This window comes from Sodaliphilus pleomorphus, assembly GCF_009676955.1.
Taxonomy (GTDB): Bacteria; Bacteroidota; Bacteroidia; order Bacteroidales; family Muribaculaceae; genus Sodaliphilus; species Sodaliphilus pleomorphus.
This window is the reverse complement of record NZ_CP045696.1, coordinates 746,915-771,760: the sequence shown is the minus strand read 5'-3', so window position 1 is coordinate 771,760 and position 24,846 is coordinate 746,915. Positions and strand designations below refer to the sequence as shown.

Annotated in this window: 21 protein-coding genes; 14 read left to right on the top strand and 7 right to left on the bottom strand. The window is 58.6% G+C overall.

The genetic code is table 11. The annotated features are described in order from the left end of the window. Positions 1 to 19: 19 nt before the first annotated feature. A complete protein-coding gene (locus tag GF423_RS03165; RefSeq protein WP_206113346.1) occupies positions 20 to 559 on the bottom strand; it encodes a GNAT family N-acetyltransferase in 540 nt (179 codons plus the stop codon). Then, positions 556 to 1,680 carry a glycosyltransferase family 2 protein gene (locus tag GF423_RS03160; protein ID WP_206113345.1) on the bottom strand — a complete coding sequence of 375 codons (1,125 nt, stop codon included), beginning with the start codon at positions 1,678 to 1,680 and terminating at the stop codon, positions 556 to 558. Before GF423_RS03160 ends, GF423_RS03165 begins: the two co-directional genes overlap by 4 nt. A gap of 153 nt (positions 1,681 to 1,833) precedes the next feature. On the opposite strand from GF423_RS03160, the gene coaW reads away from it, so the two are divergent. Further along, positions 1,834 to 2,664, top strand: coding sequence for a type II pantothenate kinase (gene coaW, locus GF423_RS03155; RefSeq protein WP_154327012.1), 831 nt, complete (start codon positions 1,834 to 1,836; stop codon positions 2,662 to 2,664). Between the two features lie 5 nt (positions 2,665 to 2,669). Then, positions 2,670 to 2,831 carry a hypothetical protein gene (locus GF423_RS03150; protein ID WP_154327011.1) on the top strand — a complete coding sequence of 54 codons (162 nt, stop codon included), beginning with the start codon at positions 2,670 to 2,672 and terminating at the stop codon, positions 2,829 to 2,831. Positions 2,832 to 2,863: 32 nt separating this feature from the next. Here GF423_RS03150 and recR read toward each other — a convergent pair whose 3' ends face one another. Beyond that, positions 2,864 to 3,496 (bottom strand): recombination mediator RecR, encoded by a 633-nt coding sequence (gene recR / locus GF423_RS03145; RefSeq protein WP_154327010.1) that lies wholly within the window; start codon positions 3,494 to 3,496, stop codon positions 2,864 to 2,866. Positions 3,497 to 3,758: 262 nt separating this feature from the next. Here recR and GF423_RS03140 point away from each other — a divergent pair, with 262 nt between their 5' ends. The 3 genes from GF423_RS03140 to GF423_RS03130 are packed head-to-tail and all read left to right on the top strand — an operon-like array spanning position 3,759 to position 7,830. Continuing rightward, a complete protein-coding gene (locus GF423_RS03140) occupies positions 3,759 to 5,348 on the top strand; it encodes a Mur ligase family protein (RefSeq protein ID WP_154327009.1) in 1,590 nt (529 codons plus the stop codon). Positions 5,349 to 5,407: 59 nt separating this feature from the next. Next, positions 5,408 to 6,445: a D-alanine--D-alanine ligase family protein gene (locus GF423_RS03135; RefSeq protein WP_154327008.1), complete on the top strand. Its 1,038-nt coding sequence runs from the start codon at positions 5,408 to 5,410 to the stop codon at positions 6,443 to 6,445. Between the two features lie 14 nt (positions 6,446 to 6,459). Next, positions 6,460 to 7,830, top strand: coding sequence for a UDP-N-acetylmuramoyl-tripeptide--D-alanyl-D-alanine ligase (locus GF423_RS03130; RefSeq protein ID WP_154327007.1), 1,371 nt, complete (start codon positions 6,460 to 6,462; stop codon positions 7,828 to 7,830). A 111-nt stretch (positions 7,831 to 7,941) separates the two neighbouring features. Here GF423_RS03130 and GF423_RS03125 read toward each other — a convergent pair whose 3' ends face one another. After that, positions 7,942 to 8,535, bottom strand: coding sequence for an outer membrane beta-barrel protein (locus GF423_RS03125; protein WP_206113344.1), 594 nt, complete (start codon positions 8,533 to 8,535; stop codon positions 7,942 to 7,944). Positions 8,536 to 8,812: 277 nt separating this feature from the next. Here GF423_RS03125 and ileS point away from each other — a divergent pair, with 277 nt between their 5' ends. The 5 genes from ileS (at position 8,813) to GF423_RS03100 (ending at position 15,473) form a co-directional block, all read left to right on the top strand. Next, a complete protein-coding gene (gene ileS, locus GF423_RS03120) occupies positions 8,813 to 12,304 on the top strand; it encodes an isoleucine--tRNA ligase (RefSeq protein ID WP_154327005.1) in 3,492 nt (1,163 codons plus the stop codon). A gap of 136 nt (positions 12,305 to 12,440) precedes the next feature. Next, a complete protein-coding gene (locus tag GF423_RS03115; RefSeq protein ID WP_154327004.1) occupies positions 12,441 to 12,830 on the top strand; it encodes a TraR/DksA family transcriptional regulator in 390 nt (129 codons plus the stop codon). Positions 12,831 to 12,840: 10 nt separating this feature from the next. Continuing rightward, a complete protein-coding gene (locus GF423_RS03110; protein ID WP_154327003.1) occupies positions 12,841 to 13,515 on the top strand; it encodes a lipoprotein signal peptidase in 675 nt (224 codons plus the stop codon). Next, entirely contained in the window at positions 13,512 to 14,531 is a 1,020-nt protein-coding gene (locus GF423_RS03105; protein WP_154327002.1) for a DUF4296 domain-containing protein, read from the top strand. The genes GF423_RS03110 and GF423_RS03105 overlap by 4 nt, the downstream gene beginning before the upstream one ends. 66 nt (positions 14,532 to 14,597) lie before the next feature. Next, a complete protein-coding gene (locus tag GF423_RS03100; RefSeq protein WP_206113343.1) occupies positions 14,598 to 15,473 on the top strand; it encodes a CPBP family intramembrane glutamic endopeptidase in 876 nt (291 codons plus the stop codon). Between the two features lie 53 nt (positions 15,474 to 15,526). On the opposite strand, the gene lptB is transcribed toward GF423_RS03100, so the two are convergent. From lptB to yihA, 3 genes are all read right to left on the bottom strand, one after another. Beyond that, entirely contained in the window at positions 15,527 to 16,300 is a 774-nt protein-coding gene (gene lptB, locus GF423_RS03095; protein ID WP_154328964.1) for an LPS export ABC transporter ATP-binding protein, read from the bottom strand. 303 nt (positions 16,301 to 16,603) lie between these two features. Next, positions 16,604 to 17,230 (bottom strand): uridine kinase, encoded by a 627-nt coding sequence (gene udk, locus GF423_RS03090; RefSeq protein ID WP_154327000.1) that lies wholly within the window; start codon positions 17,228 to 17,230, stop codon positions 16,604 to 16,606. Positions 17,231 to 17,396: 166 nt separating this feature from the next. After that, complete coding sequence (yihA, locus tag GF423_RS03085) at positions 17,397 to 17,996, bottom strand: ribosome biogenesis GTP-binding protein YihA/YsxC (RefSeq protein WP_154326999.1); 600 nt, start codon at positions 17,994 to 17,996, stop codon at positions 17,397 to 17,399. A 237-nt stretch (positions 17,997 to 18,233) separates the two neighbouring features. On the opposite strand from yihA, the gene ftcD reads away from it, so the two are divergent. The 4 genes from ftcD to hutI all read left to right on the top strand — a co-directional run bounded on the left by ftcD (position 18,234) and on the right by hutI (position 24,772). Continuing rightward, positions 18,234 to 19,937 carry a glutamate formimidoyltransferase gene (gene ftcD, locus GF423_RS03080; protein ID WP_154326998.1) on the top strand — a complete coding sequence of 568 codons (1,704 nt, stop codon included), beginning with the start codon at positions 18,234 to 18,236 and terminating at the stop codon, positions 19,935 to 19,937. Positions 19,938 to 19,963: 26 nt separating this feature from the next. After that, positions 19,964 to 21,973: a urocanate hydratase gene (locus GF423_RS03075; RefSeq protein WP_154326997.1), complete on the top strand. Its 2,010-nt coding sequence runs from the start codon at positions 19,964 to 19,966 to the stop codon at positions 21,971 to 21,973. Positions 21,974 to 22,053: 80 nt separating this feature from the next. Next, on the top strand, positions 22,054 to 23,553 hold the full coding sequence (hutH, locus tag GF423_RS03070; RefSeq protein WP_154326996.1) for a histidine ammonia-lyase: 1,500 nt from the start codon (positions 22,054 to 22,056) through the stop codon (positions 23,551 to 23,553). Then, positions 23,531 to 24,772 carry an imidazolonepropionase gene (hutI, locus tag GF423_RS03065; RefSeq protein ID WP_154326995.1) on the top strand — a complete coding sequence of 414 codons (1,242 nt, stop codon included), beginning with the start codon at positions 23,531 to 23,533 and terminating at the stop codon, positions 24,770 to 24,772. The genes hutH and hutI overlap by 23 nt, the downstream gene beginning before the upstream one ends. The last annotated feature ends 74 nt before the right edge of the window (positions 24,773 to 24,846 follow it).

Sequence of the window (24,846 nt, the reverse complement as noted above, 5' to 3'; positions counted from 1 at the left end):
ATAATGAAAAAGTTGAAGATTAGCAAATGTGTTGCAGAATGTTGACGTCGTGGTAGTGCCCGCCCCGCCTTATCCACGACTTGAGCGTGCCGGCGAGCGTGAAGCCGCAGTCGTCGAAGAGTTGCAGGCAGGCCGTGTTGAATACCGGGATGTTGACATAAAGCTGGTGCAGGCCCAGATGGTTGTGGGCATAGTCGACGAGCAGCGCAAGCGCGCGGTGGCCGTAGCCCTGGCCCTGCCACTGGCGTGCCACCCACAGCCCCACCTCGGCGCGGCTGTTGAAGGCGTCGACGTGCATGAGGTCGGCGGTGCCTATGGTGGCGCCTGTGGCTTGCAGGGCGATCATGAGGCGCAGCTGGCAGGTTTGAAACACGTCGCCGTCAAACTGGTTGAGGTATTGCCATATCAACTTGCGCGAGTAGGGCGCCATGGTGTCGGTCACCGTCCACAGCGAGGTGTCGTTTTCCCACTGGTAGAGCAGGTCGATGTCGGTGGGTTCGAGGGCGCGCAGGGTCACGACGCCGTCGGCGAGGAGCTTGTGGGTGGTGTCGTGGGTCATGGCTGCTGCATTTTGGGTGAGATGACGATGCCGTTGCGGCTTGAGTAGATGTGCCAGTGCAGGCCGCGGCGGGCTTTGCTGTCGATGAGTTGCACGATGTGGCCGTAGCTGTAGCTGCCGTCGTCGACGATCACCTGGGTCTCGCCGCTGGCAGGGATGCAGGTGCTGTAGCGCTCGATGTGGCACTGCCTGGCCACCTCCTGGGCATGGCGGCTCAGCACAACCCATTGCCCGGGCGACGCCTGCGGCTTGCTGCCACTTGCGGGCACGCCCAGGGCACGCCGGGCCATGGCCAGCGACTGGCGCATCCACACCCCGAGCTTGATCACGGGGTAGAACACGGCCCGGTAGCGCGGGAAGTGCTTGCGGTAGAAGATGAGCATGGCCTCGTAGAACACTTTCACATAGCGCATGCTCTCCTTGCGGGTGCTCTCGCCCTTGTAGTGCACAATGCTTGCGGGCACATACCAGTTTTGGTATCCTGCCTTTACCAGGCGATAGGAGAGGTCGATGTCCTCGCCGTACATGAAAAAGTCCTCGTCGAAGCCGCCCACTTGCTGCAGCAGGCTGGTGCGGCAAAACATGAACGCCCCCGAGAGGATGTCGACGGCATGTGGCTCGCGCTCGTCGAGGTAGCGCAGGTGGTACTTGGCCAGCCAGCGCGAGCGCGGGAAGAGCCGCGAGAGGCCGAAGATCTTGCAAAACGACACCCACGGCGTGGGAAACGCCCGCTTCGACTCGGGCAGGAAGTGGCCGTCGCCGTCGATCATGTGCACGCCTATGGCGCCGCACTCGGGGTGCGAGGCCATCCACTGGCAGCACGATTGCAGGCAGCTGCGGGTGACGATGGTGTCGGGATTGAGGATGAGCGTGTAGCGGCCACGCGCCTGTGCGATGGCCTGGTTGTTGGCCCGGCCGAAGCCCACGTTGTGCTTGTTCTCGATGAGACGCACCTGCTGCCCAAAGCGCTCCCTCACCCAAGCCGCGGTGCCGTCGCCCGAGTTGTTGTCGACCACAATGATTTCACAATCGAGCCCCTCGACGGCCTCGATGGCCGACCGCAGGGTCTGCTCCAAGAAGTATTTGGCCTGGTAGCTTACTATGACGATTGTGATTTCCAAGATGGCAATTGTGCATTTATCCAGGGCAAAGTTAACATTTATTTTGTAAAGTAGGATATTATGCAGTAATTTTACGCCGTTAAAAAAAAACGGGGGCGTTGCCGCGGCAGCTGCTTCTTTTTTTGGTTGACCTATCACACACACATTTGTTTTATGGGACTTATCATAGGCATCGATGTGGGCGGCAGCACCACCAAGATTGTGGGCTTGAACGACGACAAAGTGATCTCGCCCATGTTTATCAACGCCGGCGACCCCATCACCTCGCTGTTTGGAGCCTTCGGCAAGTATCTCTACGACAACGGCGTCTCGCTGGGCGACGTGGAGCATGTGATGCTCACCGGCGTGGGCAGCAGCAACGTCGACACGCCCATCTATGGCTTGCCCACCAGCAAGGTGGGGGAGTTTGAGAGCGACGGCCTGGGCGCCAAGTATGCCGTCAAGACCGACCCCATCATGGTCGTGTCGATGGGCACGGGCACCACGCTGGTACAGGTCAACGGCGACAAGATTGTGCACGCCGGCGGCATCAGCATGGGCGGCGGCACGCTGCAAGGCTTGTCGCGGCTACTGCTCAAGCTGCGCAATGTGCCCAACCTGGTCGAGCTGGCCAGCCACGGCGACGCCAGCAAGGTGAACCTGCAAATCAAGGACATCAGCAAGGAGGAGCTGCCCGGGTTGCCCACCTTTGCCACGGCCTCGCTCTTTGGCAAGGCGGTGAACAACCCCGTCGACGATGCCGACGTGGCCAAGGGATTGATTATCATGGTGCTCGAGACCATAGGCTCGGCAGCTGTGCTCTCTACGCTCAACAGCGGCATCAACGACTTTGTGCTCATTGGCAACATGACACGCCTGCCCGAGTGCCGCGAGGTGTTTCCCATGATGGAAGACCTCTATGGCGTGCACTTCCACATCCCTGAGCACGCTGTGTATCTCACCGCCCTGGGCGCCGCTCTGGCCTACCGGCACAAAACATCCTGACGACCATGGCCGACAACTATGTAGAATATCACTGGCAGGAATACAATGCCCGCAAGGCCAAGAAGGAGCTCGAGCACAAGAAACGCCTGCGCCGCTACCTGGAGGCCTACAAGAAGAAACTGGCCCGGCAAAAACGCGACCAGGCCGCTGGCGACGACCAGGCTTGAGAGCCGCGCAATCGCGCGCCGGGGCGGGCGTGTCAGCCCTCCTTGTGGAAGGTGTCGCTGAAGAGCGTGCGGTTCTGTATCGACCGGCCCAACGTGAGCTCGTCGGTATACTCGATCTCGTTGCCCACGCTCACGCCGCGGGCCAGCATGGTGATTTTCACCTCGGGATAGGGTGCCAGCTTGCGGAAGATGTAGAAATTGGTGGTGTCGCCCTCCATCGTGGCGCTCAAGGCCAGTATCACCTCGGCTATGCCGCCGGCCTTCACCCGCTCGACCAGGCTGTCGATCTCGATGTCTTGCGGCCCTATGCCGTCGATGGGCGAGATGAGACCGCCCAGCACGTGGTACAGGCCGTGGTGCTGGTGGGTGTTTTCAATGCTCATCACGTCTTTCACATTCTCGACCACACACACCGTGCTCGTGTCGCGCGTGGGGTCGGAGCATATAGGGCACACCTCACTCTCGCTTATGTTGTGGCACACGCGGCAATACTGTATCTCGTCGCGCATCTTGATGACGGCTTCGCCCAGGCTGTGCGCCCTCTCCTTGTCCTGCTTGAGCAGGTGCAGCGCCAGGCGCAGTGCCGTCTTGCGCCCTATGCCGGGCAGCTTGGCAAATTCGCTCACTGCATTCTCAAGCAGTGACGAGGCAAACTCTTGGTCCATGCTTTTCTCCTTGTTGTGTGTGTGGGTGCAAAATTACAAAACTTCCACTTAGCCTGCAACTGTCGCCGCCCCCATCTTTGGCGTGCAGGGCCGGCGCCGCCCGTGGGCAAGACTGCTGAATTTAGGGTGCTCTCGTGCATGAAGTCGTGGAAAATCACTATCTTTGCAAGCTGGTACTACGGCGAGTGCCGTGGTGCAGGCGCACACTGTGGCCTGCGCCTATTGTAAAAAAGGAATGAAACAATAATATAGTGTCATTGAGATGTTGACAACGATAAGCTATGTCTTTTTCCTGGCAGTGACGGTGACCGACCTGCTGCTCATGCTCAAGTGCGACATGCACATGCTGCAGCTGGGCAGCTACTACAACAGCCGCTATTGCAACTGGATCGCTGGCAGCGACGAGTACCTGTCGGTCAAGCGCCTCATCGCACTTGTGGTGCTCATCGGGTCGTTCACCACCATGGCCCTGATTTCTCCCTATGTCGTAGTGCTGTTGGCCGTGATACTGCTGGGGCAGGCGGTGTCGCTGGCCAGGAAGAAATACAAGAAGCCGCTGGTGTTCACCCGCCGCGTGAAGCGGCTCTACTTCACCGAAGTGGCCCTCATGCTTGTGGCTATGGCTGTCGTCTACAGCACCAAGCTCGACGTCACAGGATTGTACTATGCCAGTGTGACCGGAGTATTATTTATCACGTTTTCCTATGTTTTCACCATGGCTGTTAACTGGCTCATGCAGCCTGTGGAGCGTCGCATCAACCAGCGCTATGTGCACGACGCGCAGCAACGGCTGGCCCGCATGCCGCACATGCAGGTCATAGGCATAAGCGGCAGCTATGGCAAGACGAGCACCAAGCACTACCTGTATAAGATATTGAGCGAGCAATACTCGGTGCTGATGACGCCCAAGTCCTACAACACACTCATGGGCGTGGTGCGCACCATAAGGGAGATGATGACGCCCGACAACGAGGTGTTCATCTGCGAGATGGGCGCCATCAACCTGGGCGATGTGAAGCAGATATGCGACGTGGTGCATCCTCGCTACGGCATCATCACTGCCGTGGGCGAGCAGAGTCTGGGCACGTTCAAGACCATCGACAACGTGCAGCGGGCCCAGTTTGAGCTTGCCGATGCCCTCCCGCCCGACGGGCTGGCGGTGGTCAACGAGGATTATTCCATGCTGCCGTTCAGGCCGGTCGACAACGTGGAGTGCAAGCGCTATGCGGTGAAAGCCGGCCCTCGGGTAGATTATCACCTGGAGGACATCGACTACACGCCGCAGGGCACCACATTTGCCGTGGTGGGTCCTGGCTTGCGGCTGGAGCTTGCCACCCGGCTTGTGGGCGAGTTCAACTTGAGCGACTTGCTCGCGGCTGTGGTCATGGCCTTGCGGCTCAATGTGCCCCACGACAAGATAAAGCACGCCGTGAGCAGCATCGAGCAGCTGGAACACCGCCTGTGCATGAGCCTCGACAAGCGTGGTTTCACCGTCATCGACGACACCCACTACTCCAACCCCCGCAGCTCCCGCATGGCCCTCGACGTGCTCTCGGGCATGACAGGCGGCCGGCGCATCATCGTCACCCCTGGGCTCATCGAGCTGGGCGACAAGCAGGAGTACTTCAATGTGCGCTTCGGTCGTGACATTGCCACGGCGAGCGATGTGGCCATCGTCGTGGGCGAGTACAACCGCGAAGCCATTGTGAAGGGATTGCAGGCCAAGGGCTTCGACAAGAAAAATGTGAAGCTCGTGCCCACCCTCGAGGCTGCACAACGCTATGTGTACTCGATGGTGAAGGCGGGCGACACGGTGCTCTATGAGAACGACCTGCCCGACACCTTCAAGTGACCAGCAGGCATGACAATAATTGAATAATTGACTGAATACAATTTTATCAATACAAGATTATGAATATAGTAGTTTTAGCAGCAGGCACAAGCACCGAGCGACTGGTGTCGATCGTGTCGGGTGCCAACGTGTGCAAGGCCTTGAGGGCCAAGGGTCACAAGGCTGTGCTTGTCGACGTGTTCTGTGGCGACAGCCAGGCCCGCAGCGAGGATTTCTTCCCCGAGGAGTATGATGTCGACGAGGCACAGCGCTACATCAGCGCTTTCAACGACAAAGTCGACGACCTGAAGCGCCAGCGCAAGTCTTTTTTCGGCCCCAATGTGATCGAGATGTGCAGCGCGGCCCACATTGTGTTTCTGGCTCTTCACGGTGCCAACGGCGAGGACGGCCGCGTGCAGGCTGCCTTCGACCTGCTGGGCATCAAGTACACGGGTACCGACTACATAAGCAGCGCCCTGGCCATGGACAAGACGCTCACCAAGCATCTCTTCCAGGCCTATGGTGTGCCCACTGCCCCTGCCTACTCGATAGAGAAGGCCGATGCACCGGTCGATCCCGAGACCAAAGGACTGAAATATCCCGTCGTGGTCAAGGCTGCCTGTCAGGGCTCGAGCGTGGGCGTGACCATCGCCCGCAACGCCCAGGACTATGCCCACGCTGTCGACATCGCATTCAACTATGGCGACCATGCACTCGTTGAGCAGTTTGTCAAGGGCCGAGAGTTCTCGGTGGCCGTGATCGACGGCAAAGCGCTGCCAGTGATTGAGATTGCCCCCAAGCAGGGCTGGTATGACTACAACAACAAGTACCAGGCAGGCTCCACCGTTGAGACTTGCCCGGCCCACATCACCGCCCAGGAGACCGAGCGCATGCAACGCAACGCCGAGAAGGCTGCCAAGGCGCTGGGCATCGTGGGCTATGGCCGCATCGACTTCATCATGGAGCCCGACGGCGCGATGTATGCCCTTGAGGCCAACACCCTGCCTGGCATGACGCCCACGAGCCTTGTCCCGCAGGAAGCCGCTGCAGTGGGCGTGAGCTTTGAGGACTTGTGCGAGCAACTCGTCGACATCTCCCTGCGTCGATACAACAACTAAGGAGGACGCGGTCGATGAAAAATCTCACATTGGAAAACATTGCCGCCGTTACCGGCGGCAGCTACTCGGGCCCCGATGAGCTGAAAAGCATCGAGGTCACAGCCATCACTACCGACAGCCGCAAGGTTGAGCGCGGCGGCCTCTTTGTAGCCATCAAGGGTGAGCGTGTCGACGGTCACAAGTTCATACCCCAGGTCATCGACAAGGGCGCTGCGGCCGCTATCTCTGAGGTTGACCTGGGCGATCAGGACTACCCCTATATCGTGGTCGAGTCGTCGCTGCAGGCTGTGAAAGACATTGCCGAGTTCTATCTCAAGCAGCTTGGCATCCCTGTGGTGGGCATCACGGGCAGCGTGGGCAAGACCAGCACCAAGGAGATGACCTACAGCGTGCTGCGGCAGCAGTACCGCGTGCACAAGACCGAGGGAAACTTCAACAACGAGCTGGGAGTGCCGCTCACTGTGTTCGGCCTGCGCGACGATGACGAGATGGCCGTGCTCGAGATGGGTATCAGCCACTTTGGCGAGATGTACCGCCTGGCCAAGATTGCCCGCCCCGACACAATGATTGTGACCAACATAGGCGATGCCCACGTCGAGAACCTGGGCAGCCGCGACGGCGTGCTCAAGGCCAAGACCGAGTTTGCTCCCTTCCTTAAGCCTGGTGCCCACGTCATTCTCAACGGCGACGACGACAAGCTCGCCACTGTGACCGAGCTCAATGGCATAGCCCCGATGTGGTACGGCCTTGACAGCAAAAACGACTTTTGGGCCGACAACCTGGTGAGCCTTGGCCTCAAGGGCACGCGTTGCGACATTCACACCCCGCAAGGCGACCTGCACGGGGTGACTGTGGGCATGCCTGGCCGTCACATGGTGTACAACGCCCTGGCCGGCGCTGCAGCCGGCCAGGTCTATGGCCTCACGCTGGAGCAGATAAAGCGCGGCATCGAGACCAGCGAGACGCTTGCCGGCCGCTTCAACATCATCGACACGCCGCACTACACCATCATCGACGACTGCTACAACGCAAGCCCCGTGAGCATGAAGGCCTCGCTCGACGTGTTGCAAGACGGTGCAGGCCGCAAGGTGGCTGTGCTGGGCGACATGGCCGAGCTGGGTCCCGACGAGAAGCAGCTGCACGCCGGGGTGGGAACGTATGCCGCCGGGCTCAACATCGACGCCATCTACACAGCCGGCCCACTGGCCCGCTGCCTGGCCGCTGCCGCCCGCAGTGCCAATCCTGCCCTCGAGGTCAAGGCCTTCGACAGCCTGCCCGAGTTGCAAGCGGCGCTGCCCTCGCTGCTCAAGCAGGGCGACACCCTGCTGGTGAAGGCCAGCCACTGCATGCACTTTGAAGAAATTGTTGAGCAACTGCAACGTTGAGTGCCCCTGCTGGCACTTTCGACCCCACATAGCATTGCCGCCCGCCTGAGCATGTCTCAAGCGGGCGGCAACGTTATTGCTTGCCCCCAGGCGGGCTGCTAAAACGGGCTGCTAAAAGTGGAAGTTCACCACCAGCGTCACGTCCTGGTAGTGGTAGCTGTCGGTTGCGCCTGGCAGGCGCTTGGTGTTGAGCAGCCCCACGTGGTACTTGAGTCCCCACCGCCAGTGTTTGAGCTCGAAATAAACTGCCGGCTCCAGGCCCAGGTCGAAGTGCTTGTACTCGGGCGCACCGTTGACGGGGTCGGTGGGGATGGCATCGTTGTAGTAGTAGTCGTTCGACGCAAGAAACGACAGCACAGGCCCGGCCTCGAATACAAACCCGTAGCGCGACTGCCCCTTCAAGCCCAGGTGGTACTGTGTCAGCAGGGGCACATCAATCCACTGGCACTCGGCCGATGATTCGCCGTCGTAACCCAGGCCGTACTTGGCCCGCCAGGCAATGCCCGGCATCACCGACCACCGGTCGTTGAAGTAGTAGTTGAGCCCGTAGCCCAGGTGCCACGCCGCCACATCGCCGTCGCTGCCGTAATAGCTGTTGGTGAAACCGGTGGAAAGATAAAAATTGTTTTCCCAGCGCTTGTTTTGCGCGCCGGTTGCGATGGCCGTGAGCAGCACGGCAAGCAGTATTGTCCTTTTTATTCTCATTGTGCTGTGATGTTGTTTCGATTGTAAAAACACCATGTCGACATGAATCTTGCACCTGCCTGCCCGATTTTTTTTCATGCAATTGCACACCGCTGCGAGTTTGGCAAAGAAATTGCAAGCTGCGGGCGGGAAAATAAAATATAAATCGGGCTGGTGGGTAAACTCATGGATTTTTACTATCTTTGCACATTAAAAATCAGAGTGATGCAAGTCACGGGCCTCAGGGCCGCGCCAGCGGTGGCTCCAAAGCCTGCATGGCGCTCAAATTTTTAGGTTTATGAAGTTTAAGGAATACAACAAATTCAATCTCTCCGACGTCAACAAGGAAGTGCTGAAGCGCTGGGACGCCGAGAACGTGTTCGACAAGAGCATCAAGGAGCGCGACGGCGCTCCCACCTTCGTTTTCTACGAGGGTCCACCAAGTGCTAACGGAATGCCCGGCATTCATCACGTGCTGGCTCGCTCGATTAAGGACATCATATGCCGCTACAAGACGATGAAGGGCTACAAGGTGTTGCGCAAGGCTGGCTGGGACACCCACGGGCTGCCTGTGGAGCTCGGCGTGGAGAAGTCGCTTGGCATCACCAAGGAAGACATAGGCAAGAAAATAAGCGTCGACGAGTATAATGCCACCTGCCGCAAGGAGGTGATGAAATACACCAAGGAGTGGGAAGACCTCACTCGCAAGATAGGTTACTGGGTCGACATGAAGGACCCGTATATCACCTACAAAAACAGCTATATCGAGACCCTGTGGTGGCTCCTCAAGCAACTCTACAACAAGGGCCTGCTCTACAAGGGCTACACCATTCAGCCCTATTCTCCTGCCGCTGGCACCGGCTTGAGCAGCCACGAGCTGAACATGCCTGGATGCTACCGCGATGTGAAGGACCAGACGGTAACTGCCCAGTTCACCGTCAAGCACGACGACAACAAGGTGGTGCAAGAGCTCTTGAGCAAGGTCGACAAGGGTTGGGACGACATCGAGATTATCGCATGGACCACAACGCCGTGGACACTGCCCAGCAACACCGCCCTGTGCGTGGGCCCCAAGATCGACTATGTGGCGCTTGAGAGCTTCAACCCCTACAGCGGCCGCCCGGCCACCTATCTCATGGCCAAGGCCCGTGTCGATGCCTATTTCAAGCCCGAGGGCAAGGACAAGCCGCTGAGCGGCTACAAGCCTGGCGACAAAGTGATCCCCTACAAGGTTATCGCCGAGTTCAAGGGCAGCGACCTGGTGGGCATGCGCTACCAGCAGCTTTTCCCCTGGGTGAAACCTGTCGACAAGATCGATGACAAGATCGTGGGCAACGACAACGGCTTCCGTGTCATTCCTGGCGACTACGTGACCACCGATGACGGTACGGGCATTGTGCACATTGCCCCCACGTTTGGTGCCGACGATGCCAATGTGGCCCGCGCTGCCGGCATCCCCTCGCTCTTCATGATCAACAAGAAGCTCGAGACACGCCCCATGGTCGACTTCACCGGCAAGTACTTCAAGCTCGAGGACCTCGACGAGGACTTTGTGAAAAACTTTGTCGATGTCGATCTCTACAAGGAGTATGAAGGCCGCTGGGTGAAGAATGCCTACGACCCGCAGTTCACCGTCAACGGCAAGTGGGACGAGGCAGCCTCCAACAAGGCCGAGGACCTGAACGTGTACATGTGCGTGCGCATGAAGCAAGCGGGCACTGCCTTCAAAATGGAGAAGCATGTGCACAACTATCCGCACTGCTGGCGCACCGACAAGCCCATTCTCTACTATCCGCTCGACAGCTGGTTTATCAAGGACACCGCTTGTCGCGACCGCATGATTGCACTCAACAAGACCATACGCTGGAAACCCGCACACATAGGCACTGGCCGTTTTGGACAATGGCTCGAGAACTTGAACGACTGGAACCTTTCGCGCTCGCGCTACTGGGGCACTCCGCTGCCTATATGGCGCAGCGAGGACGGCGAGGAGAAATGCATAGGCTCGGTCCAGGAGCTGTGGGACGAGATTGAAAAATCGGTGGCTGCCGGTTTCATGCACAGCAACCCCTACAAAGACAAGGGCTTTGTGCCAGGCGACTACAGCGAGGCCAACTACAACAAGATCGACTTGCACCGCCCCTATGTCGACGACATCATCCTCGTTTCGCCCACGGGCAAGCCCATGAAGCGTGAGCTCGACTTGATCGATGTGTGGTTCGACAGTGGCTCGATGCCCTACGCCCAGCTTCACTACCCGTTTGAGAACAAGGAGCTCATCGACAAGGGCGAGTTTTACCCGGCCGACTTCATTGCCGAGGGTGTCGACCAGACCCGTGGCTGGTTCTTCACGCTGCATGCCATCGCCACGATGGTCTTCGACAGCGTGGCCTTCAAGAGTGTCATCAGCAATGGCCTGGTGCTCGACAAAAACGGCAACAAGATGAGCAAGCGCCTGGGCAACGCCGTCGACCCCTTCGACCAGGTCGAGAAATACGGCTCCGATGCTGTGCGCTGGTACATGATAAGCAACTCCTCTCCGTGGGACAACCTGAAATATGACGAGGCTGGCGTCGAGGAAGTGTCGCGCAAGTTCTTCGGCACCCTCTACAACACCTACTCGTTCTTTGCCCTCTATGCCAACGTCGACAACTTCGACCCGTCGGCACCTCAAGTGCCCGTCGAGGAGCGTCCCGAGATAGACCGCTGGATCATCTCGCTGCTCAACTCGCTGGTGGCCGAGGTCACCGCCGATATCGACGACTACGAGCCCACCAAGGCCACACGTGCCATCTCAGCCTTTGTGGGCGACAACTTGAGCAACTGGTATGTGCGACTCAACCGCAAGCGCTTCTGGGGCGGCGGCATGACGACCGACAAGCTGGCAGCCTACCAGACCCTCTACGAGTGCTTGAAGACGGTGTCGCTGCTCATGGCTCCGTTTGCACCCTTCTACAGCGACCAGCTCTATCGCGACCTCACTGGCAGCACCACCTCGGTGCACCTGGCCAAGTATCCCGAGGCTTGTGACGGGCTCATCGACAAGGTGCTCGAGGAGCGTCAGCACATCGCCCAGGAAATCACGTCGATGGTGCTCTCGTTGCGTCGCAAGAAGGCACTCAAGGTGCGTCAGCCCCTGCAGGCCATCATGATACCTGTGCTCAACGACAGGCAGAAGGAGACCATCGAGGCTGTAGCCGACTTGATCCTCAATGAGGTGAACGTGAAGGAAATACGCTATGTGGGCAACGATGCCGGCGTGCTTGTCAAGCGCATCAAGCCCAACTTCAAGGCCCTGGGCCCGAAATACGGCAAGATCATGAAGGGCCTGGCCCAAAAGCTCACGTCGCTCTCGCAGGATGCCATCAACAAGTTTGAGCAATCGGGCAGCATCACGCTCGAGGTCAACGGCCAGCAGGCTGTGGTCGACGTGGCCGATGTTGAAATCATCAGCGAGGACATCCCAGGCTGGCTCGTGGCCAACGAGGGCAGTCTCACTGTGGCTCTCGACATCCAGCTCACTCCCGAGCTCAAGCAAGAGGGCACGGCACGAGAGCTTGTGAACCGCATCCAGAATGTGCGCAAGAGCAAGAACTTCGACATCACCGACAAAATTGTGGTGAAGATCGAGCCCAACGACAATTGCAAGGCTGCCGTCGAGCAGTTTGCCGGCTACATCGCCAAGCAGGTGCTGGCCGTGAGTGTCACTGTCGAGCCTGTGAGCCCCGACGAGGCTATCGAGCTTGACATGGACGACTACCGGCTCAATGTGGCTGTCGAGAAGGCTTAGAATTGTGATCGTTTTTTTGATAAAAATCGACTTGTAGCAGGGGCGCTGTTAAACCTTGCGCCCCTTGCCCAAGTCAAATTATATCAATTGAACACACCATTCAACCAATTACTGAAACAAGAAAGGACAGAAAACTATGAGTGATACTCCCGAAAAAACCAGGTATTCTGATGAGGAACTTCAGGAATTCAAAAAATTGATTCTTGAAAAGATAGAGACTGCCAAGCAAAACTATGAGCTGCTCAAGTCGCGCATCATGACCGATGAGAGCCAGCCCACCTTCAAGGTGCTTGAGGAAGGTGCCTCAACGCTCGAGAAAGAAGAGGCCAGCCAGCGTGCGCAACGCCAAATGGAGTTTATCAAAAAGCTGCAAGGCGCACTTGTGCGCATCGAGAATAAGACCTACGGTATATGCCGCGTCACGGGCAAGCTCATTCCCAAAGAGCGCCTCATGGCTGTGCCTCACACCACACTTTCGGTCGAGGGCAAGGAAATCGAGCAGCAGCAGAAGCTGAGGAGAAGATAACGACTGATTGATGAAACATCGCATCTCCAACGGCACGCTTGCTGCAATCATCATTGTGGCGGTGATCATCGTCGACCAAGCCATAAAGGTGTGGGTGAAGACCCACTTCTTCTATGGCGAGGAGTACAGGATTACCGAGTGGTTCCGCCTGCTTTTTATCGAAAACAACGGCATGGCCTGGGGCATGGAATTTGGCAGCAAGTTCTTCCTCACGTGGTTTCGCATCATTGTGGCCGCGCTGGTCATCTACTACTTGTACCGCATACGCCGCAGGGCCGACTTGCCGCAGGGCTATGTGGCCTGCATTGCCTTGATAGCGGCCGGAGCCATAGGCAACATTATCGACTGCATAGGCTACGGCGTGATTTTCAACGATCCTGCCGCACCCGCCGTGGCTCAGCTCTTTCCGCCCGAGGGCGGCTACACGAGTCTGTTTAATGGCCGGGTGGTCGACATGTTTTATTTCCCCATTGCCGAGTGGGACTGGCCGCAATGGATGCCAGGCATAGGGGGCAGGCATTTCCAGTTTTTCAATGCCATCTTCAACTTTGCCGATGCTTGCCTGAGTGTGAGCGTGATCACGCTCATCCTGTTCTACAGCAAGTATCTGGCTGGCGACAACAAGCATCACTCCAGCACAAGCGACGATGCTGCCCATCAGGCTGTAAACGACACTACCGAGTGAAGCGGCTGGGCTACATATTGTTGCTGTTGCTTGCGCTTGCCGCGGGCTTCACTGCCTGCGACAAGGCCCCGAGCGGCATCATCAAGGAGAGCAAGATGGAAGACTTGCTTGTCGACATCTACAAGGCTCAGGCCTATATCGACAACCATCCCGATGAGTTTGACTCCGACTCGTCGCGGCAGTCAATGAAGCAGGCCGTATTCAACAAGTATCACATCACTCAGGCCGACTACGACACCTCGCTCGTGTGGTATGCCCACAACATCGAAACCTACGATAAGGTGTACAAGAAGGTGATCGACCGCCTGAGCGATGAGCAGAAGAAGTTGCAGAAGCAGGCCGGCATGAGCGGGACGGTCGTTGCGGGCCAGTACGGCCCCGGTACGGCACAAGCTTCGGGGGTGGCCGAGGCCCACAAGCGCTATGGCGCCAAGGGCGACACGGCCAACGTGTGGAAGGGCGACGCCCTGTACATGATTTTTCCGGGCATGAACTGCGGCTACATCAAGTTTGACCTGGAGCCCGATGCCGAGTACAAGAGCGGCGACCGCTACCAGCTCAACATGAAGCTGCTGGCCTTTGGCAACGATTTCAACATCCTGCTTGCCGTCGACTATGCCGACGGGTCAACCTCGTTTATGAACCGCACCACCTCGGCCACAGGCTGGTTCACCATGGATTTGCAGACCGACACGGGTCGCGTGGTCGACCGTGTGTATGGCTACCTGCGCTACGACATGCGTGCCCAGGGTGCGGCTTTTGTCGACAGTATCCAGTTGTTGCGCACCCACTTGAGTCTTCCTGATTTCGGCTACATTGGTGCCCAGGAGTTCATTTCGCCCAACAAGAATGCCCGTCGGCCCGGGCAGTCGCAACCGCCTGGCGCCATGCCGCAGCTGCCGCCAGCCCGGCCAGTGACCCCGCAGCGCATGTATGCTCCCAAGCCAGGAGTGAACAAGGGCGGCATCGACCATCACGGCCGGCAGCCTTTCTCTCGCCCCGAGAGCATGCGTTAGCGAGGGGGCACAAAGTGGTGGCGAGCAATCTCTTTTATTTAAATCCTTATGTTCACTTTTTTGCGTATGGGAAATACTGCCTTGAAATTCAACGCTAAGATATTGATGGTGATTTTCGCCATGTTTTTAGGCCTGTGCATTGCCTCGGCCATTGCTGTGGTCACGGCTCGAGTGCCAGGTGCCGGCAGCAAGGGCATGGTGCTCGTGGTGCAGGTGTTGCAAAACGGCATAGCCTTTTTCCTGCCCGCCGTGCTGTGTGCCTGGCTGTTCACTCGCAGGCCGTGGCACGACTTGCGCTACGATGTGGCGCCCACATGGACGGCTGTGGCGGTGGTGGTGGTTATGTATGTGGTGTCGATACCTGCCATGAATTACCTGGTCGACTGGAATGCCCACATCTCTTTTCCTGCGGGCATGAGTGGTGTGGAGCACACGCTGCGGCACTATGAGGATGTGGCCCAGCAGGCTACTACCGGCTTGCTCAAGGGCAACTCGCTGCCCATGATGTTGGCCATGGTGATGGTGGTGGGCGTGATTACTGCCATTGGCGAGGAGACTTTCTTCCGTGGCTCGTTGCTGGGCTTGTGCATCGACCGCCCCATCAACCGCCATGTGGCTGTGATAGGCATAGGGGTGCTGTTCAGCGCTTTCCACATGCAGTTTTTCGGTTTTGTGCCACGCATGGTGCTGGGCATGTGGCTGGGCTACCTGATGGTGTGGACGCGCAGCCTGTGGGTGCCCATTATGGCTCATGCGCTCAACAACTCGATGGTGGTGATTGCCTACTATCTCGCTGAGCACGGCTTGCTGCAACTCGAAGTGTTCAACAAGCTTGGCGTGCCGGCTGCGGGGCATTTTCCTGTGCTGGCGTTGTGCAGTGCGCTGGCGGTAGCGGCACTCTGTGTGTGGGCAGGCCGCCTGCTCGACAGGCAGCCGGTTTAGTGACTGGCTGATGGTGGGGGGGCTCTACACGGTGTGTGTTGTGCAGGGCAGCTCTACATGTCGTCGAAGTTCTTGCGGCGGAAGACGAAGTTGCGACCCAGATATTTCTCGCGCACCACAGGGTTCTCGGCCAGCTCCTCGCTCGAGCCTTGAAACAGAATCTTGCCCTCAAAGAGCAGGTAGGCACGATCGGTGATGCTCAGTGTCTCGGGCGCATTGTGGTCGGTGATGAGGATGCCTATGTTCTTCGACTTGAGGTGATACACAATGCTCTGAATATCCTCGACAGCGATGGGGTCGACGCCGGCAAACGGCTCGTCGAGCATGATGAAACGTGGGTTGATGGCCAAGCAACGCGCTATCTCGCATCGCCGCCGCTCGCCGCCCGAGAGGCGGTTGCCCAGGTTTTTCCTCACTTTCTCGAGATGGAACTCGGCGATGAGCTCCTCCAACTTGTCTTTTTGGTATTGGGCCGACTGGCCGGTCATCTCAAGCACAAGGCGTATGTTGTTTTCAACTGTGAGCGTGCGGAACACCGATGCCTCTTGCGGCAGGTAGCCTATGCCCAGCTTGGCACGCTTGTACACAGGCAGGCGGGTAATGTCGATGTTGTTGAGGAAAACGCGTCCCTCGTTGGGGGTCACAAGGCCGGTTGTCATGTAGAATGTTGTGGTCTTGCCGGCTCCGTTGGGTCCCAGCAGTCCCACGATTTCGCCCTGTCGCACGTTGATCGACACGTGGTTGGCCACGGTGCGGTTGCCATAGCGTTTCACCAGGTTGTCGGTGCGCAGCACGAGATTGCCTTCCTCGCCAGCCTTGTACAGCATGGCTACGGTTTCCTTGGTTTTCTTTTTTGTCTTTCCTGCCTTGCCGTGGCCGGTGGTGGTTGTGGCAGCCTCGTGCTGGGCAATTTCTTGTTGCTCCTCTTGCACCAGGGCAGCCTCTTTCTCGCGCTCTTGGGCCATGAGTGTGGCTTCCAGGCGTTGCTCCTCGCTGCCGGCGCTGGCGGGGGCAGTGTCGTCGTGGCCCTGTACCGCGGGTTGTGGCTCGGCAGGCTTGCCAGCTTGAGTTGCGGCGCTGTGGCTATTGTTGTGTGACCAGGGTAGCTTCATGCTTTTCTGCGTTTTTCCTTATTTGTCGGTCTCGTGCTTGCTCAGGCGGCTTTTGATGTAGTCGGTGAGCAGGTTGATGGCCACCTCGTTGTGACCGCCCTCGGGCACGATGATGTCGGCATATTTCTTGGCGGGCTCGATGTGGAGCTGGTGCATGGGTTTGAGCACTTTCTCGTAGCGGTCGATCACCATCTTGGGCGTGCGGCCGCGCTCAATGCAGTCGCGCGAAATCACGCGTATGAGCCGGTCGTCGGCATCGGCGTCGACAAAGACCTTGATGTCCATCATCTTGCGCAGGCGCGGGTCGCTGAATACCAGGATGCCCTCGATGAGCACCACGTCGTGTGGCTCCATGTGCACGGTCTCCTTCTGGCGCGAGCAGGTGAGGTAATCATAGGTGGGCATTTCTATGGCTTTGCCTGCCTTGAGTTGTTTCAGGTGCTCGAGCAGCAGTGTCCAGTCGAAGGCTGCCGGCTCGTCGAAGTTGATGTTCTGCCGCTCCTCGGCAGGCACGTGGCTTGAGTCTTTATAGTATGAGTCTTGCGAGATGATGCCCACCTCGCCCTTGGGGAGGCGTTTCATGATTTTGCGCACCACTGTGGTTTTGCCCGAGCCGGTTCCACCGGCAATGCCAATGATAAACATATCGATATGCGAGTTTTAAAGAATTCTTGTCTATGCGTGAGTGTAGTGTGCTCCCGCTGGCAGCTGTGCCAGTGAAAGCATCATACAAAGATACCACTATTTGCCCGTATTTTCAAAATCTTGCAGGAGATATTGACGCAGTAAATCGCGGGTGTGGCTCAAAATTTCACTTCAGTTGCTTGTTGATGCTGTCGATGTAGTCGAGCAGTTCGTCGCGCCCGCGCCCGTCTTGGCTCGAGGTGATGAAGATGGGCGGCAGTTCCTCCCAGGTTTCACCCAGTTGCTGCTTGTAGGCCTCGATGTTGCGTTGGCCGGCATCGCGGCCCAGCTTGTCCATCTTGGTGAACACGATGCTGAAGGGCACGTTGTGCTCGCCGCACCAGTTCATAAACTCCATGTCGACTGCTTGGGGCTCGTGGCGGCTGTCGACCAGTACAAAGAGGTTGGTCATCTGCTGCCGCCCCAGTATGTAGGTCTGTATGATGTGCCGCAATTGCTCGCGCTGCTCCTTGCCGCGACGGGCATAGCCGTAGCCCGGCAGGTCGACGATATACCACTCGTTGTTGACCATGAAGTGATTGATGAGCAGTGTCTTTCCGGGGGTCGACGAGGTCTTGGCCAGGCCGTTGCGACCTGTGAGCATGTTGATGAGCGACGATTTACCCACATTGGAACGCCCGATGAAGGCATACTCTGGGCGGTTGCCCGCGGGGCACTTGCGGAAATCGGTGTTGCTGATGACAAATTCGGCCGACTTGATTTTCATCTCTCTGTATTTTTGTTTTCTGGCTTGAATGAAATTGTTGCAATCTTGTTGTTTCGTGCCGCAAAGGTAGCAAAAATCCTATATTTTGCCAAAAAGCCGCCCCCGTGTGGATTGCCGCACATCGCCAAAGCGATTTTTGGGGAGAAATGTGCGTCGTTCTTGACAAATTTTTGCTACATTTGTCATCTAAACACAGACAACTATTTTTGATAAACCTTTTAATACGTTTTCATTACTATGAACAAGATGCAACAACTCGTGGAATGCGTGCCCAACTTCAGCGAGGGGCGTAACATGGACGTTATCAATCAAATCACTGGCGTCATCACCCAGGTCGAGGGCGTGAAACTGCTCGATGTAGACCCCGGTGAGGCTACCAACCGCACTGTGGTCACCTTTGTGGGCCCTCCGCAAGCCGTTGTCGAGGCAGCCTACCTGGCAGTGAAGAAGGCTGGCGAGCTGATTGACATGCGCCAGCATCACGGCGCCCACCCCCGTATGGGTGCTACCGACGTGTTGCCACTCATTCCCGTGGCTGGCATCACGCTCGACGAGTGTGCACAACTGGCCCGTGACCTGGCCAAGCGCATTGCCAGCGAGTTGCTCATACCGTGCTACTGCTACGAGGCTGCTGCCTTCACCCCCGAACGCCGCAACCTGGCCGTGTGCCGCAGGGGCGAGTATGAGGCTTTGCACGAGAAGCTCACCACCCCGGGCCGCCAGCCCGACTTTGGCACCCGAGCCGTCGATGAGCACATGGAACGCACGGGATGCACTGCGGTGGGTGCTCGCAATTTCTTGATTGCCACCAATTTCAACCTCAACACCACCTCTACCCGCAGGGCCAATGCCATTGCATTCGACGTGCGCGAGAAAGGTCGCCCCGTGCGCGAGGGCAACTCGCTCACAGGCAAGGTTGTGAAAGATGACCAGGGCCACACCGTCATGCAGCCTGGCACCTTGAAAGCCACCAAGGCTATAGGCTGGTACATCGATGAGTACAAGATAGCCCAGGTGTCGATGAACATCACCGACATCGACACAACTCCCTTGCATGTGGCCTTCGACGAGGTGTGCCGCTGTGCCCAGAACCGCGGCGTGCGTGTGACGGGTACCGAGATTGTGGGCCTCATTCCCAAGCGCGCGCTCGTAGATGCCGGGCGCTACTTCCTTGAGAAGCAGCACCGCTCCACCGGCATTCCCGAGGAAGACCTCGTGTTTATCGCCATCAAGTCGATGGGGCTCGACGACCTCAAGCCTTTCAACCCTCGTGAGAAAGTGATAGAGTACATGATTGAGGACGAGGACAAGAGCCCCAAGCTCGTCGACCTCACGGTCAAGGACTTTGCTCTCGAAACCTCGCGCGAGTCGCCAGCCCCGGGCGGCGGGTCGATAGCTGCCTACATGGGGGCCCTGGGTGCCGCCCTGGGTGCCATGGTGGCCAACCTGTCGAGCCACAAGCGCGGCTGGGACGACCGCTGGAAGGAGTTCAGCGACTGGGCCGACAAGGGACAGGCTATTGCCGCCAACCTGCTGCACCTGGTCGACGAGGATACGCTCTCGTTCAACAAGCTCATGGATGCCTTTGGCTTGCCCAAGGCCACCGAGGCCGACAAGCAGGCTCGCACGCAGGCCATACAGGCTGCCACGCTCTATGCCGCACAGGTGCCCCTGCACACCATGCAAGAGGCCATGCGCGTCTTCGAGGTGTGCAAGGCCATGGTCGAGACTGGCATGCAGAGCAGCTTGAGCGATGCCGGCGTGGGTGCCCTGGCTGCACGTGCGGCTGTGATAGGTGCCGGTCTCAACGTTAAAATCAACGCAGCCTCGCTCAACGACCGCGCAGTGGCCCAGGACCTCATCGCCCAGGCCGAAGCTCTTATCGCCCAGGCCAATGATGCCGAGCAAGAAATCTTGAGCCTTGTGAACAGCAAACTTTAAAACCCAAACTTCAAAATATCGACAACATGACCTTACAAGAATTTCAGGCCGACGTGCGCGCCGGCATCCCCAAGGTGCTGCCCGAGCCGCAGCCCTACGACCCCGACATCAATCATGCGCCCAAGCGCAAGGACATACTCACTGCCGAGGAAAAGAAACTGGCCCTGCGCAACGCTCTGCGCTACTTCCCTCGCGAGATGCACGCAACGCTGCTCCCCGAGTTTGCCCATGAGTTGAAGACCTATGGGCGCATCTACATGTACCGCTTCAGACCCCGCTACAAGATGTATGCCCGTCCCATCGACGAGTATCCCCACCGCTCACGCCAGGCAGCTGCCATCATGATGATGATACAGAACAATCTCGACCCGGCTGTGGCGCAGCATCCACACGAGCTCATCACCTACGGCGGCAACGGCGCTGTGTTTCAAAACTGGGCTCAGTATCGCCTGGTGATGAAATACCTGAGCGAGATGACCGACGAGCAAACCCTCGTGATGTACAGCGGCCACCCGCTGGGCCTGTTCCCCTCGCACAAGAATGCACCCCGTGTGGTTGTGACCAACGGCATGGTGATACCCAACTACAGCAAGCCCGACGACTGGGAGCGCGACAACGCCCTGGGCGTGAGCCAGTATGGGCAGATGACGGCTGGCAGCTACATGTATATAGGCCCGCAAGGCATCGTGCATGGCACCACCATCACCGTGCTCAATGCTGCCCGCCGGGTGATGGGCGACAACCCCGAGCACCGCATCCCTCTCTTTGTGTCGTCGGGACTGGGCGGCATGTCGGGCGCTCAGCCCAAGGCTGGCAACATTGCCGGCGTGGTGAGCGTGGTGGCCGAAATCAACCCCCTGGCAGCCCAGAAGCGTTACGACCAGGGGTGGGTCGACGAGCTGCACACGAGTCTCGACGAGCTCATTCCCGCCGTGCGCAAGGCTGTGGCCGAGCATCGTGTGGTGTCGATGGCCTATGTGGGCAACATCGTCGACCTGTGGGAACGCCTGGCCGACGAAAACATACGCGTCGACCTGGGCAGCGACCAGACCTCGCTGCACAACCCCTATGCCGGCGGTTACTATCCCGTGGGGCTCTCGCTCGAGGAGTCGAAGCGCATGATGGCCGACGACCCCGACCGCTTCAAGGAGCAGGTGTTTGCCTCGCTGCGCCGCCAGGTGGCTGCCATCAACCGCCTCACGGCCCGTGGCATGTATTTCTTTGACTATGGCAACGCCTTCTTGCTCATGTCGAGCCGCGCCGGTGCCGACGTCATGCTCGACGACAAGCACTTCCGCTACCCGTCATACGTGCAAGACATCATGGGCCCCATGTTCTTCGACTACGGCTTCGGCCCCTTCCGCTGGGTGTGCTCCTCGGGCGACCCGCGCGACCTGGAGACGACCGACCGCATCGCGGCCCAAATACTGACCGACATGCTCAGCCATGCCCCTGCCGACATACACGGCCAGCTGGCCGACAACCTGCACTGGATAGAGCAGGCTGGCCGCAACCACCTGGTGGTGGGCTCTCAGGCCCGCATCCTCTATGCCGACTGCGAGGGTCGCACCCGCATTGCACAGGCCTTCAACAAGGCTGTCGCCGAGGGCAGGATCTCGGCCCCTGTGGTCATAGGGCGCGACCATCACGACGTGTCGGGCACCGACTCGCCCTTCCGCGAGACCAGCAATATCTACGACGGGTCGCAGTTCTGTGCCGACATGGCCGTGCAGAACGTGATAGGCGACTCCTTCCGCGGTGCCACGTGGGTGAGCTTGCACAATGGCGGCGGCGTGGGCTGGGGCGAAGTCGTGAACGGCGGCTTCGGCATGGTTATCGATGGCACTCCTGAGTGCGACAGCCGCATCAAGATGATGCTCTTCTGGGACGTGAACAATGGCATCGCACGTCGCTCGTGGGCTCGCAACAAGGGCTCGATCGACGCCATTACCCGCGAGATGCAACGCACGCCCCAACTCACAGTCACCATGCCCAACCTGGTCGATGATGACCTTATTAATAATTTTAAATTTTAATTAGTCGTGTGTGTGCGTGCACACGCTCTTTGGGCAGCAGTCATTGTGCCGCACACACCGATTTTCCTATTTAAAAACACATGGAACATATACATTATATCAGCAACGACCATCTCTCGATCGAGCGTATAGGCGAGATCGTGTACAACCACTACAAGCTGCAGCTGAGCGACGACGCCCGTCGCCGCATAGAGCGCTGCCGCACCTATCTCGACGATCGCATCAAGCGCGAGGATACTCCCATCTACGGCGTAACCACCGGCTTTGGATCGCTGTGCAACGTGTCGATAAGCAAGGACCAGCTGTCGCAATTGCAAATCAACCTCATCAAGTCGCATGCCTGCGGCGTGGGCGACCGCCTGCCTGCCGACATTGTGAAGATGATGATGCTGCTCAAGGTGCAGTCGCTCAGCTACGGCTACTCGGGCTGCAAGCTCGACACCGTGCAGCGTCTCATCGACATGTACAACGCCGACATCGTGCCCGTGGTCTATGCCCAAGGATCGCTCGGCGCCTCGGGCGACCTGGTGCCGCTGGCCCACATGAGCCTGCCACTGGTGGGCCTGGGCGAGGTCGAGGTCGACGGCAAGGTCATGAGCGGCGAGCAGCTGCTCAAGAAGATGAACTGGGCACCCATCGAGCTGGCCAGCAAGGAAGGCCTTGCCCTGCTCAACGGCACCCAGAACATGAGCGCGCAGGCCGTGTGGGCCATCATCAACGCCGAGCGCCTGAGCCAGTGGGCCGACGTGATTGCCGCCATGTCGCTCGACGCCTTCGACGGGCGCATCGACCCCTTCTTCGACGCTGTGCACCAGGTGCGTCCTCACCGTGGCCAGATAGAGACGGCCAGCACTGTGCGCGAGCTGCTCGAGGGCAGCGAGCTCATCGACCGCCCCAAGAGCCACGTGCAAGACCCCTACTCGTTCCGCTGCGTGCCGCAGGTGCACGGTGCTGTGAAAGACACGATACGCTACGTGAGTTCGGTTATCGACATCGAGATCAACTCGGCTACCGACAATCCCACCGTGTGCCCCGACGACGACCTCATCATCTCGGGCGGCAACTTCCACGGCGAGCCCATCGCCCTGCCCATGGACTTCTTGTCGATAGCCATGAGCGAGCTGGCCGACATCAGCGAGCGCCGCATCTACCGCCTGGTGTCGGGGTTGCGCGACCTGCCCAGCTTCCTGGTTGCCAAGCCTGGACTCAACAGCGGCTTCATGATCACGCAATACACGGCTGCATCGGTGGTGAGCCTCAACAAGACACTGGCCATGCCCTCGTCGATCGACAACATCCCCTCGTGCCAGGACCAGGAAGACCTGGTGAGTATGGGCGCCAACGCCGCGCTCAAGTTGCGTGCAGTGGTCGACAACACCGAGCGAGTGCTGGCCATCGAGCTCTTCAACGCCGCCCAGGCGCTCGACTTCCGCAAGCCACTGCGCTCGTCGCCGGCCATCATGCGCATTCACGACGATTACCGCAAGATAGTGCCCTTCATCGACATCGACCAGCTCATGTATCCACACATCGAGAAGTCAATACAGTTCTTGCGCCATGAGCCGCTTACTCGTCTATAACATTGCCACGCTTGCCGGCATCACCCGTGTCCCGGGCCTGGCACGCAAGTGCGGCGCCGACATGGCCGAGTTTGACTGCATCCACGATGCCTATTTGCTTGTCGACGACGGCCGCATTGCCGACTTCGGGCTCGAGCGCGACCTCTCGGTGAGCGCTCACGAGGTGGTCGATGCCCGTCGCGGCACTGTGTTGCCCTCGTTTTGCGACTCTCACACCCACCTGGTGTATGCCGGCAGCCGCGAGCAGGAGTTTGTCGACAAAATCAACGGCTTGTCCTATGCCGAGATTGCCCGCCGCGGCGGCGGCATCCTCAACAGTGCCGACAGGTTGCATCACATGAGTGCCGACGAGCTCTATGCCCAAGCCATGCAGCGCATCGACGAGGTGGTGGCCAAGGGCACTGGCTGCATCGAGATCAAAAGCGGCTATGGCCTTAACACGGCCGACGAGCTCAAGATGCTGCGTGTGGTGAAGCGCATCAAGCGCGATGCTCCCCTCAAGGTGGTGTCGACCTTCCTGGGCGCCCATGCTGTGGGGCGCGACTATGCCGGCCGCCAGTCGGCCTATGTCGACCTGGTGGTCGACGAGATGATACCGGCAGTGGCTGCCGAGCACCTGGCCGACTATGTCGACGTGTTCTGCGACGAGGGCTTCTTTACTCCTGCCGAGACGGCCCGCATCATCGATGCCGGCGCCCGCTATGGCATGAGAGCCAAGATTCACGGGCAGGAGCTGGCTGCCAGCGGCGGGGTAGAGGTGGCCGTGAGCCACAATGCCCTCTCGGTCGACCACCTTGAGAGCATGACCGGTGCCGACATCGAGCTGCTGCGCGACAGCGCCACATCGCCCACTGTGTTGCCTGGCACATCGTTTTTCCTCAACATGCCCTATGCCCCGGCCCGCAAGATGATCGACGCCGGGCTGGGCGTGGCCATTGCCAGCGACTACAATCCAGGGTCGACACCGTCGGGCGACATGAAGTTTGCCGTGTCGCTCGCTTGCGTCAAGATGCGCTTGCAGCCTGCCGAGGCGCTCAACGCCGCCACCCTCAACGGTGCCTATGCCATGGGCTTGAGCAGCGACTACGGCAGCATTGCCGTGGGTAAGGTGGCCAATTTTGTCGTCACCAAGCCCATTCCATCGCTGGCCTTTATCCCCTATGCCTATACCACACCTATTGTGCAGGCCCACTATCTCGCCGGCAAACGCGTGTGTTGATAGCGTGACAATTGCCCCCACTCATTCACGTTTTTTCCAGCCGCTGCAATCGTGGCGGCTGGAAAATTTTTTTT

Coding starts and splice junctions, on each gene's coding strand:
- GF423_RS03165 (WP_206113346.1), bottom strand. CDS start 559: ATGACCCACGACACCACCCACAAGCTCCTCGCCGACGGCGTCGTGACC.
- coaW (WP_154327012.1), top strand. CDS start 1,834: ATGGGACTTATCATAGGCATCGATGTGGGCGGCAGCACCACCAAGATT.
- GF423_RS03150 (WP_154327011.1), top strand. CDS start 2,670: ATGGCCGACAACTATGTAGAATATCACTGGCAGGAATACAATGCCCGC.
- recR (WP_154327010.1), bottom strand. CDS start 3,496: ATGGACCAAGAGTTTGCCTCGTCACTGCTTGAGAATGCAGTGAGCGAA.
- GF423_RS03140 (WP_154327009.1), top strand. CDS start 3,759: ATGTTGACAACGATAAGCTATGTCTTTTTCCTGGCAGTGACGGTGACC.
- GF423_RS03135 (WP_154327008.1), top strand. CDS start 5,408: ATGAATATAGTAGTTTTAGCAGCAGGCACAAGCACCGAGCGACTGGTG.
- GF423_RS03130 (WP_154327007.1), top strand. CDS start 6,460: ATGAAAAATCTCACATTGGAAAACATTGCCGCCGTTACCGGCGGCAGC.
- GF423_RS03125 (WP_206113344.1), bottom strand. CDS start 8,535: ATGAGAATAAAAAGGACAATACTGCTTGCCGTGCTGCTCACGGCCATC.
- ileS (WP_154327005.1), top strand. CDS start 8,813: ATGAAGTTTAAGGAATACAACAAATTCAATCTCTCCGACGTCAACAAG.
- GF423_RS03115 (WP_154327004.1), top strand. CDS start 12,441: ATGAGTGATACTCCCGAAAAAACCAGGTATTCTGATGAGGAACTTCAG.
- GF423_RS03110 (WP_154327003.1), top strand. CDS start 12,841: ATGAAACATCGCATCTCCAACGGCACGCTTGCTGCAATCATCATTGTG.
- GF423_RS03100 (WP_206113343.1), top strand. CDS start 14,598: ATGGGAAATACTGCCTTGAAATTCAACGCTAAGATATTGATGGTGATT.
- lptB (WP_154328964.1), bottom strand. CDS start 16,300: ATGCTGTACAAGGCTGGCGAGGAAGGCAATCTCGTGCTGCGCACCGAC.
- udk (WP_154327000.1), bottom strand. CDS start 17,230: ATGTTTATCATTGGCATTGCCGGTGGAACCGGCTCGGGCAAAACCACA.
- yihA (WP_154326999.1), bottom strand. CDS start 17,996: ATGAAAATCAAGTCGGCCGAATTTGTCATCAGCAACACCGATTTCCGC.
- ftcD (WP_154326998.1), top strand. CDS start 18,234: ATGAACAAGATGCAACAACTCGTGGAATGCGTGCCCAACTTCAGCGAG.
- GF423_RS03075 (WP_154326997.1), top strand. CDS start 19,964: ATGACCTTACAAGAATTTCAGGCCGACGTGCGCGCCGGCATCCCCAAG.
- hutH (WP_154326996.1), top strand. CDS start 22,054: ATGGAACATATACATTATATCAGCAACGACCATCTCTCGATCGAGCGT.
- hutI (WP_154326995.1), top strand. CDS start 23,531: ATGAGCCGCTTACTCGTCTATAACATTGCCACGCTTGCCGGCATCACC.